Below are 8,366 nucleotides of genomic sequence, written 5' to 3'. Positions count from 1 at the left end.
CCCCCCCCCCCCCCCCCCCCCCCCCCCCCCGGACTCCGCTCCCAACCTTCAAGGAAGACAGATGCCCGATCGACGGTCCGGACCTCTACCCGCCCGTGTTCTCTTCTCCGCCGTGGTGGTGACCCTGATTGCGGCCGCCGGTCTCGGCGCGCCCGGCCCAGCCGACGCCAGCGAGAGCGACGTGACCTGGGGGGTGCGCACGGCATCGAACGACAACGGCGCCGACAGGGACAGCTTCGCGTACACCCTGAACCCGGGCGAGCTCGTCGACGACGCGCTCATCGTGACGAATCACGACTCCGAACCCCTGCAGCTGGCCGTCTACCCGGCCGACGGCTTCACGACGGCCAGCGGGGTGCTGGACCTGGTCACCCAGGACACCCCCTCGGTGGCGGTGGGCAGCTGGGCGGCGATCGCCGAAGACACCCTGCAGATCGCGCCAGGAGCATCCGTCGAGGTGCCGTTCACCGTCACGATCCCGGCCGACGCCACACCCGGCGACTACGCCGGCGGCATACTCACCACCCTGTCTCAGCCTGACCTCGAGGAGGGCATCACCGTGGACCGTCGGCTGGGAGTCCGGATGCACGTCCGGGTGCAGGGGGAGCTGGCACCGGCTCTGGTGGTCGATGACCTGGTGGTGGACTATGCCGGCGCGGTGAATCCCTTCGGCAGCGGCACCGCGCTGGTGAGCTTCACGGTGCGCAACGCCGGCAACACCCGCCTGGCCGCCGGGCAGGGCGTGACCCTGTCAGGGCCGTGGGGGGTGCTGCCCGTCGAGACTGCCGACGTCGGCACCGTGCCGGAGCTGCTGCCGGGCGAGACCTGGCCGGTGTCGGTGTCGGTGTCGAGCGTCCTGCCGACCGTCTGGCTCACCGCCACCAGCGAGGTGACCGCGACCGTGCCGGCGGTGGCCGGTCAGGCGCCGGAGATCGCCCCCGTGCAGACCAGCGCGGGCACCTGGGCCGTGCCGTGGTCGGCGCTCGGCCTGCTCGTCGTGGTCGTCGGCGGCGCTGTGACGCTGGTGCTCGTGGCACGCCGCTCTCGCAACCGGCGCCGGCTGGCCGAGGACCACCGCGTGCAGGCGGCCGTGGACCAGGCTCTTCGTGAGCAGGAGCAGACCGCCGCGGTCTGACGCTGTCACCGAGCACGGGGCAGGCGCCCGCACCGCTGAGCCGGTTCCCCGAGCCCAGCGGTGCGAAGAGGGCGGGTCAGGCCGCGCGCTGGGCTCCGGTCATGATGGCGACCGCCTCGCTCGCGGAGTGGGTCTGGGGGGTCACGACGGCGGCGCACCGTCCCAGGCGCTGGATGTGCACCCTGTCGGCCACCTCGAACACGTGGTGCATGTTGTGGCTGATGAGGATGACGGGCAGCCCGCGGTCGCGCAGGTCGCTGATCATCTGCAGCACCTGGCCCCCTTCCCGCACGCCGAGGGCTGCGGTCGGCTCGTCGAGGATGATGACCTTGGAGCCGAACGCGGCCGCACGGGCGACCGCGACCGCCTGCCGCTGACCCCCGGAGAGCTTCTCCACGGGCTGCGTCATGTCCTGCAGCGTGGTGATTCCCAGCGCCTTCACCTGCTCCTCGGCGCGTTCGCGCATGCCCTTGCTGTCGAGCATCCGGAACACGGAGCCGAGCACCCCCCGCTTGCGCACCTCACGACCGAGGAAGAGGTTGCTGGCGATGTCCAGGGCCGGCGAGACGGCGAGGTTCTGGTAGACGGTCTCGATGCCTGCAGCACGCGCGTCCTGGGCGCTGTCGAACCGCACCTGCTTCCCGTCGAGCAGCAGCTCCCCGGCATCGGGGGTGTACGCACCGGACAGGCACTTGATGAGAGAGGACTTGCCTGCTCCGTTGTCGCCGATGATGGCGAGGACCTCGCCGGGGTAGAGCTCGAGGTCGACACCGTCGAGCGCGACGACACGGCCGAAGGTCTTGACGATGTTCTTCGCCTGGAGGACGGGTTGGCGTCCCTGGAGGTCGGTCATCATGCACGCCCCTTCCGGATCCACTGGTCGATGCTGACCGCGACGATGACCAGCACGCCGACGGCGAGGGTCTGGTAGAGCTGGTCGAAGCCGGCCAGCGAGAGGCCGTTGCGGAAGACGCCGACGATCAGCGCGCCGAGGAGGCTTCCCCAGACCGCTCCGCGCCCGCCGAAGAGGCTCGTGCCTCCGATGACGACAGCGGTGATGGAGTCGAGGTTGGCGTCGGTGCCGGCGTTGGGGCTGGCGGCGTTGATCCGTCCGACGAGGATCCACCCCGCCACGGCGAACACGGCTCCCGCGGTGACGTAGACGCTCAGCAGGACACGCTTGACGGAGATGCCGGCGAGGCCTGCGGCCTCCGGGTCGTCACCGACGGCGTAGACGTGCCGACCCCACGCGGTCCTGCTCAACGCGTAGGCCACCACGGCGTACAGGGCCAGCATGACCAGCACACCCATGGTGACGCGTACGCCGCCGACGGTGAACGACTCACCGGTCCACGTCAGCAGCCCGGGCAGCTCGCCGCCGCGGACGGTCGCGCCGCGGGAGTAGAGCAGGGTGAGGGCGGTGAAGACGCTGAGCGTGCCCAGCGTCGCGATGAACGGTGGGAGCTTGAGCCGGGTGACGAGGAGGCCGTTGACCGCTCCGGCAGCCAGGCCGACGAGCAGGCCGACGGCGAGCGCGGGGATCGCAGGCACCCCGTTCGCGGTGGCGGTCTGGGCCATGACCATGGTGCTCAGCACCATGACCGCCCCGACGGAGAGGTCGATCCCCGCAGTGAGGATGATGAGCGTCTGGCCGACGGCCAGGGCGCCCACCACCGCGACCTGCTGCGTGATGAGGGAGAGGTTCTCCGGGCGCAGGAAACGGTCGTTCATCAGGCCGAAGACGATGACCGAGGCGAGGAGGACCACCGCTGGGCTCAGTGCCGGGTACCGGTGCAGGACGGACTGGATGCGGCCGGCGACGGTCTGCTCGCGGAAGAACTCGTCTGCTGGGTCGGGACGGTCTGGAGATGCAGCGGCAGCGCTGCCGGTGGGGGCTGTGGCGGACGGCGGGTGGGTTTTCACGTCACTCCTCCTGGAGGGCGTCGTTCGTGGTCCTGCTGAGTGGTGCGCCAGGGGTGGCGCCGGGGCGGGCCGGGACGGCGGACGTGCCGCCCGGCCCGGAGGCGTCAGCCCCAGCAGATGTCCTTCGCCTCGTCCACGCCGATGCTCGTGACGCCCTCGACCGGGTTGTCGGTGACGAGGGCCACGCCGGTGTCGAAGAAGGACAGCCCTTCGCTGTTCTGCGGAGCCTCACCGCCACGGGCCAGCTCCGCGATCGCGGTGATGCCTTCCTCGGCCATCCGCACCGGGTACTGCTGCGAGGTGGCGTCGATGATGCCGTCCTCGACGTACCCGACGCCCGCACAGCCACCGTCGACCGAGACGAGCAGCACGTCCTCCGGAGCCTTCCCGGCGCTCTCCAACGCCTGGAACGCCCCGTAGGCCGCCGGCTCGTTGATCGTGTAGACCACGTTGATGTCAGGGTTCTGGGACAGGCAGTTCTCCATCGCCGTGGTCCCGCCGTCCTCGGCGCCGTCCGTGGCCTCGTTGCAGACGATGGTGTAGTCGCCGCCCGAGTACGTCCCGGTCTCCGCCTCGTCACCGTTGACGGCCGGGTCGACGGTGTCGATCCCCATCCCGGTGAGGAACCCCTGGTCACGGTTGTAGTCGACCGTGACGATCTGGTTCGAGAAGAGGTCGAGCATCGCGATGACTGCCTCGTCGCCGTCCAGGGTGGCTGCGGTCCACTCGCCGATGCGCTCGCCGGCCGCGAAGTTGTCGGTCGCGAAGGTGATGTCGACGGCCTCCGGCGGGTCCGGAGGCGTGTCGAGGGCGATGACGAACAGGCCCGCGTCGCGCGCCCGCTCGATCGCGTCGACCACGGCGGGACCGTTCGGCGTGATGAGGATGCCTGCCTGGCCCTGCGAGATGGCGTTCTCGATCGCCTGGATCTGGGTGTCCTCGTCGCCGTCCTCCCGGCCGGCGGCGAACGTCAGCTCGATGTCGGCTTCCTCGGCTGCCTGCTCGGCACCCTCCTGCATCGCGAGGAAGAACGGGTTCGTCGTGGTCTTGACGATGAGCGAGACGGCTACGGTCTCGTCGTCCCCGGCGTCGGTTCCTGTGTCCCCGTCTCCGGAGGAACAGCTGGCCAGCAGCAGTGCGGCGGCGACTCCGAAGACCATGACTGCGGGCTTCGTGCGGCGGGTGAAGGTACGTCCTCGTGTGTCCATCATCGGTCTGCCTCCGTAGGAGCGGCGCTTCCGCCTTGACAACGTTGTCGAGGCAATTTGTACCTTGCCGTGCCGCCCGAGGTCAACCCCTGGGTCATCGGCTACCATCACGACATGACAACGTTGTCCCGGGATGCGTCCGTGGTCGGCCCGCCCGCGGGGAGGCGCGCGACGATGCGCGACGTCGCCGCTCTCGCAGGTGTAGGGATCAAGACCGTCTCCCGCGTGGTGAACGGTGAACCGGGTGTCTCGCCCGCTCTGACCGAGCGGGTCGCCACCGCAGCAGCCCAGCTGGACTTCCAGCCCGACATGTCCGCCGGGAACCTGCGGCGCTCCGTGCGACGCTCGAGGAGTCTCGGGCTCATCCTGGCCAGCGTCGACAACCCGTTCTGCTCGGCCATCCACCGAGCGGTCGAGGACGTCGCGGAGAAGCGCGGGGTCGCCGTGCTCACCGCGAGCACCGACGAGCAGCCCGAGCGGGAGCGAGCCCTCGTGGCGGCGTTCACCTCCCGACGCGTCGACGGCCTCATCGTCTCCCCGACGTCCGGCGGTCAGGCCCACCTGGTCCCCGAGCTCCGCGCCGGCACGCCCGTCGTCACGGTCGACAGACCACCGACCGGCATCGACGTGGACACCGTCCTGGTCGACAACGCCGCCGGCGCCGCCGGTGCGACCGCGCACCTGCTCGGCGGGGGTCACCGGCGCATCGCCTACCTCGGCGACCTGTCCACCATCGCGACGGCCCGCTACCGACGCGAGGGCTACCAGCGTGCGATGGCCGAGGCCGGCGTGCCGGTGGACGAGCGATGGGTGGTCGACGACCTGCACGACGCCGAGGTCGCGTACGCAGCCGTACACCGGCTGCTCCGCGAGGACGACGCCCCGACGGCCCTGTTCACCAGCCAGAACCTCGTGACGATCGGGGCCATCCGTGCCTTGCGCTCCCTGGGGTTGCACCATGACGTCGCGGTCGTGGGATTCGACGACTTCCTCCTCGCCGACCTCATGGAACCGGCCGTCACGGTGGTGGCACAGGACCCGACCGCCATCGGCCGGACGGCGGCCGAACGGGTCTTCGCCCGGCTCGACGGCGACGACCAGGAAGCGCAGCACCTGACCGTGCCCACCCGGCTCGTGCAGCGCGGATCCGGTGAGATCCGGGTCGGCGGCGGCCGAACGTCGTCCCGAGGACGGGACGAGAGACCGTGAGCCCGCACCAGCAGGGGAGCTCGGCGCACGAGGTCGTCCTTCGCGCAGGCGAGGCGCGTCTGGAGGTCGCCTTCTTCGGGGCCACCGTCCTGCGGTGGCTCGTGCCGCACGACGGAGAGCTCGTCGACCTGGTCGACGGCTACCGTGACGCCGAGGAGATGCGGAGCCAGGACGGTGTGCGCAACGGGGTGATGGCTCCCTTCTGCAACAGGGTGTCCGACGCGCGGTACGTGTTCGACGGCGTCCATCACGACCTGCTGCCGGGCAGTGCGGACAGGACGATCTACCACGGTCTCGTGCGCACCGAGCCGTTCTCTCTCGCCCGGCTCGACCAGACGGACGAGATGGCTGTCGCCGTTCTGCGCTGCGGTGCACTGGCGGGTGGCACGGCCCCCGGCTACCCCTTCGAGGTCGACGTCGAGGTGGAGTACCGTCTGGGCCCCACAACGCTGGACGTCGCCATCACGGGGACCAACGTGGGTGCCGAGGTCGCGCCCTTCGCCAGCGGCTGGCACCCGTACTTCCGGCTGCCGGGTGCGGACGACGTCGACCGCCTGCACCTCGACGTGCCGGCGACCATGGCGGTCCGGACGGACGACCGTCTCCTCCCCCTCGCGGCCGGACGCGCCTTCGTGGCGCAGGACGCAGTGCGGTGGCGGCCCGTCGGAGGTGCTGTCGTGGACGCCGCGTTCGGCGGGCTCCAGCGGGTCCACGGGCGGGCGTCCACGACTCTGACCGATCCGGCCACGGGAGCCGGGCTCGTCCTCCATCAGGACGAGGGCCTGGTCCACGTCTTCACCGGTGACACGCTCGCCCGTGGGCGTCGCGCCGCAGTGGCGATCGAACCCGTCGAAGCCATGACGGATGCGTTCAACCGACCTGATTGTGCCGAGGCGATCCGCCTCGCGCCGGGAGAGGCGCGCAGCTTCCGCTTCAGCGTGGGCGCCCACGGTCTTCGTCGCTGATCGCGAGGTGTCATGGCCGAATCACCTGGTGGACACGGTCATGCTGGCGAAGGTCGCGGCACCTCCCTCGGCAAAGACGCTGGTGCACGCGTCCCCCTCGGCGGGGAGGACGAGATCGGTGATCGCCACGCGACCACCGTCGGCGTAGACCTCGACCGAACCCCGGTCGACGAGGACCGTGAGGTCGAGCGCTCCGTCGCGCAGCTCCACCGGGGCGGAGTGCACGCCGGCGAAGCCCGGTGTGACGGCCGTCCCGGCCTCGGTCCGGTCGACGGAGAGGGCCCCGACGTCCGCGTCGTAGACGATGCGTGCCCCCCGGTCGCCGTCGGCGGACCCGTGCACGACGAACCCTGCACGCTGCGCACCGCCCGGCTCGAGACGGACGTCGATGAGCTGGACCGGCGCGCAGGGCTCTGTCGGCAGCGGTGCGATCTCGCCGTCGACCGTGAGGTCGTCGGTGGTGCTGCTGGTCGACGACCTCTCGATCGCAGTGCGGGCTGCCGGCGCGATGCTCGATGCGAGCCGGGGTGCGGCGTCGTCCCGCGCGAGGAGGGTGAGTCGCCGAGGGAGAGCCATGCCCCCGCGCCAGGGCGAGGTGGGAACGGCCCCGGCGTAGTCCCAGTTGCTCATCCAGCCGATGATCAGCGCGTCGTCGGGCGCGCCGGAGATCGTCGTCGCGGCGTAGAAGTCGGCCCCGTAGTCCAACCACAGAGCGTCTACCTCGCCCTCGGGGGCCGGGGCGTCCGAGACGAAGGAGGTCCCGTCGAAGTCCCCGACGAAGTACTGGGAACCGGATCCTCCGGCGGGGCCACCAGGATTGATGCTCAGCAGGAGCACCCAGTGCTCGCTCCCGTCGTCCGCGGTGAGCGGGAAGAGGTCGGGCATCTCCCACAAGATCCCCGGGTCGTCCGCGCCCGCGCCCACACCTGAGAAGTCGCTCAGCCAGCTCCAGGCGATGAGGTCGTCCGACCGGTAGAGCTTGACCACCTGCGCATCGGCGACGACGGTCGCCATGACCCAGTAGCCGCCCTCCTCGTACCAGAAGACCTTCGGGTCGCGGAAGTTCTCGGAGTCCGGGTCGAGCGTGAGGACCGGGTTGTTCTCGTACCTCTGCCAGGTCTGCCCGTCGTCCAGGGAGTAGGCGAGGGACTGAGCCTGCACGCCGGGCTCCTTGACGGCGCCCTCGCCGTAGGCGCTGGTGTAGAGCGCGACGAGGGCCGGGTCCTCGACGGTGCCGAGGCCTGAGGTGTTCTCCGTGTCGACGACGATCGACCCGGAGAAGACCATCTCCTCTGCTGTCGCCTCGATGGCGACGGGCTGCTCGTCCCAGTGCACGAGGTCGGTGCTCGTCGCGTGCCCCCACGAGATGTTGCCCCAGTCGCTCCCCTCCGGGTTGTACTGGAAGAACAGGTGGTAGAGACCCTCGTGGAAGACGAGCCCGTTGGGGTCGTTCATCCAGTTCTCGGTAGGCGTGAAGTGAACGGACGGTCGCCAGTGATCCGTCCCGGTCTGAGGTGCTGAGGCAGATTCCGAAGGGGAGGCGGGCTGGCGCTCCGTCTCCGTGCTGCACGCCCCGACGAGGGCGAGCGCGAGCACCGCGCCGATGGCACACAGCGAGCGCCCGGATCGCATCGACGATGCCGCAACAGGTCTCATGAGCATCGAGGTCCTGGTGTGTGCAGAGGAGCACGAGGCCCCAGCGGACGACGAGCGCCCGGTCCGACGACGGACCGGCACGTGCAGCCTGAGCAGCCGGCTGGCAAGAGCGCGAAACCGGCCCGAGGGGCCGATCCGCCCATGATGGCACGACTCCCTGGCGCGGACAAAAGGTCGTCTCGCGTCCACTCTGTACGTCGCAGACGCCTTCGGTCGCTCCGAGTTGTGGTGATATCGGCCAGCAAGGGACAGAATGGGTCAGGTAGAGAC

The 8,366-nt window shown here is 70.3% G+C and carries 7 protein-coding genes; 3 read left to right on the top strand and 4 right to left on the bottom strand.

Annotated features, from left to right (window positions below; all coding sequences use genetic code 11):
- Positions 1-118: 118 nt before the first annotated feature.
- Positions 119-1,135 (top strand): DUF916 domain-containing protein, encoded by a 1,017-nt coding sequence (locus ABKW26_RS18520; RefSeq protein WP_348595554.1) that lies wholly within the window; start codon positions 119-121, stop codon positions 1,133-1,135.
- A 76-nt stretch (positions 1,136-1,211) separates the two neighbouring features.
- Here ABKW26_RS18520 and ABKW26_RS18515 read toward each other — a convergent pair whose 3' ends face one another.
- The 3 genes from ABKW26_RS18515 to ABKW26_RS18505 form a co-directional block, all read right to left on the bottom strand.
- The gene (locus ABKW26_RS18515; RefSeq protein ID WP_348595553.1) at positions 1,212-1,991 is read right to left on the bottom strand and encodes an ATP-binding cassette domain-containing protein; all 780 of its coding nucleotides are present in this window, start codon (positions 1,989-1,991) and stop codon (positions 1,212-1,214) included.
- Positions 1,988-2,944 carry an ABC transporter permease gene (locus tag ABKW26_RS18510; protein ID WP_348595557.1) on the bottom strand — a complete coding sequence of 319 codons (957 nt, stop codon included), beginning with the start codon at positions 2,942-2,944 and terminating at the stop codon, positions 1,988-1,990. The genes ABKW26_RS18515 and ABKW26_RS18510 overlap by 4 nt, the downstream gene beginning before the upstream one ends.
- A gap of 218 nt (positions 2,945-3,162) precedes the next feature.
- Positions 3,163-4,218: a substrate-binding domain-containing protein gene (locus ABKW26_RS18505; protein ID WP_348595556.1), complete on the bottom strand. Its 1,056-nt coding sequence runs from the start codon at positions 4,216-4,218 to the stop codon at positions 3,163-3,165.
- Between the two features lie 162 nt (positions 4,219-4,380).
- Here ABKW26_RS18505 and ABKW26_RS18500 point away from each other — a divergent pair, with 162 nt between their 5' ends.
- Entirely contained in the window at positions 4,381-5,475 is a 1,095-nt protein-coding gene (locus tag ABKW26_RS18500; RefSeq protein ID WP_348595552.1) for a LacI family DNA-binding transcriptional regulator, read from the top strand.
- Complete coding sequence (locus tag ABKW26_RS18495; RefSeq protein ID WP_348595551.1) at positions 5,472-6,440, top strand: aldose 1-epimerase; 969 nt, start codon at positions 5,472-5,474, stop codon at positions 6,438-6,440. Before ABKW26_RS18500 ends, ABKW26_RS18495 begins: the two co-directional genes overlap by 4 nt.
- Before the next feature lie 21 nt (positions 6,441-6,461).
- Here ABKW26_RS18495 and ABKW26_RS18490 read toward each other — a convergent pair whose 3' ends face one another.
- A complete protein-coding gene (locus ABKW26_RS18490; RefSeq protein WP_348595555.1) occupies positions 6,462-8,036 on the bottom strand; it encodes a glycoside hydrolase family 32 protein in 1,575 nt (524 codons plus the stop codon).
- Between the last annotated feature and the right edge of the window lie 330 nt (positions 8,037-8,366).

The organism is Sanguibacter sp. 25GB23B1 (assembly GCF_040012415.1).
In the GTDB taxonomy this organism is placed as follows: domain Bacteria; phylum Actinomycetota; class Actinomycetes; order Actinomycetales; family Cellulomonadaceae; genus Sanguibacter.
Note: the sequence above shows the minus strand (reverse complement) of the source record. Positions and strands in the feature narration are given on the sequence as shown.